The organism is Candidatus Merdisoma sp. JLR.KK006 (assembly GCF_036941035.1).
Classification (GTDB): Bacteria; Bacillota; Clostridia; order Lachnospirales; family Lachnospiraceae; genus Laedolimicola.
Window position 1 is genome coordinate 1 of record NZ_JAYMNS010000071.1, and the last position, 2,104, is coordinate 2,104.

The 2,104-nt window shown below is 44.0% G+C and carries 1 protein-coding gene; it reads left to right on the plus strand.

Features of this window, described 5'->3' with window-relative positions; genetic code table 11:
• Positions 1-119: 119 nt before the first annotated feature.
• Positions 120-1,562, plus strand: a complete 1,443-nt coding sequence (locus VSQ61_RS22570) for an IS110 family RNA-guided transposase (RefSeq protein ID WP_334346565.1) — start codon at positions 120-122, stop codon at positions 1,560-1,562.
• Positions 1,563-2,104 lie beyond the last annotated feature (542 nt).

Sequence of the window (2,104 nt, forward strand, 5' to 3'; positions counted from 1 at the left end):
GGAGCTTCCTGTATACTTTAAAGAGTAAAGGGAATTGACTCAAAAGAATACCTCAAGTAAATTTAGATTATTACTGACCCGACAGTTGGTAAAATCAAAAAACACAAGAGGTATTCAAGATGAATGTTAAAACAAAAAAAGCAAAAAAGCAAGTAAATGTAGAAAATCAGACAATTAATCTTTTGTCAAAAGAAGAACTGAGCAAGAAAATAGAGGTGGTAGAAAAAGAACTGAGATCCTATACCTGGCGGGAACTGGAAACAAACGGTAAGTTTGCCAAGAACGACAAACTCTCTTTCATTACTGATGACATGCTTATAGTAGGATGCGATATAGGCAGTGAGACTCATTATATCAGGGCAATTGATGTCAGAGGAAGGGAATTAAGCCGTGGAGCATTTGAATTCAGCAATGATTCAGAAGGCTTTGAGAATGCCAAGGCATGGGTGCTGGCACTTGCGGCAAAAAATGATAAGAGACAGATAGTGCTGGGTCTTGAACCGACGGGCCACTACTGGTTTGCGTTGGCTGCATGGATGATTTCAAACGGAATCAGCGTTGTCCAGGTAAATCCATATGCTGTAAAGCAGAGCAAAGAAATCGAAGATAACAGTCAGCTCAAGGATGACAGAAAAGATCCCAAACTGATTGCCAATCTTGTGAAAGATGGCAACTATGGAATGCCATATCTTCCGGAAAAAGTCTACGCAGATATGAGAAGGCTCTCCATGTTCAGGGGCCAGCTTACCGAAGACAGGATACGAAATATCAATCGTCTCCATCGGGAACTGAAAATCTATTTTCCGGAATACATGGACGCATTTGGAAAACTAGATGGTGCATTCACACTGGAAATACTGAACGTATCAGCCATCCCATCGGATATCGCGGCACTGGGCGTGGAAGGCATAAAAAATATCTGGCATGACGCAAAGCTAAGAGGACGCGGTTACAGCAGAGCCGGTGAGATTGTGAGTTACGCAAAGAAAAGTGTGGGGCTTAAGGATGGGGTTGGTGTAGGCAGGGAGGCAGTGAAATGGTATGCAGAACAGATTCTGAAGTTGGATGAGCAGCTTGCAGCGGTTGAAAGTGCCTTGCACAAGAAATGCATGGAAATACCTTATGCAGAAAACATACTGGCAATCAATGGAGTAGGCGAAAACATACTGGCTGGAATACTGGCAGAGATGGGAGATGTCAGCAGGTTTGATGATGTGAAGGAAATCCAGAAGCTAAGCGGGATGGGTCTGGTAGCGTGCAGTTCCGGTAAGCATAAAGGACAAACAAAGATCAGCCACAGAGGACGCAAGAGGCTCCGGTACTGGTTGTTCCAGGCAGCAAAGTCAGCGGTGTCGCACGCAGATGAATACAAGCAGCTGCATGAGTATTACAAAACACGGCTCAACAATCCATTGAAAAAGATGGAGTCACTGATTGTGATAGCCTGCAAGATTCTAAGGGTGATTTACACCATACTGAAGACAGGGACAACTTATGATCCACAAAAGCTGTTGAAGGATATCAGGCGCCCGGCATCAGCACAGGCACCATTGGCAGCATAAGAAACAAAACTACAAGTAACATAATCCAGAACTCTGTCGAATGTCTGACAAAAGGCATCGGAGACTGGACAGGGTTCTGGAACAGAAACCCGTAAACGATGGAGTCCGAAACGGACTACATCTGCAAAGGACCAACAGGAAACAGTAGTGGTATAGCGTCCACTGAGTAAATCAGTACCACGACAGGTGAATGCAGGTCAGTAACAATCAAACATAAAAACAAGAGCTGTAGCCGGCGTCGGTTTTTTCCGTGGGGCATGACCCCGTCTAGGAGCTTGGCTGGCACTCAGTGTATGGTAGATGGGACGAAGGAAGTTGGGACACGATCCCCTTAGACACGGAAGGTTCATCATCATAGTTGATCAGAGGGAAATAGCCTTTATAAAGCAAAAAAAAGGGATGTTTTATTAGCTATATCTGTTTATCAACTATTCGGTACATGATACTACGATATCCATCACTCCCGGCTCTGTTTTTGAGGTAAATAAAAATCGTCAAAGCCAGTAAAATCAATAGATTTGGGCTTGACAGAATAGGAAGGA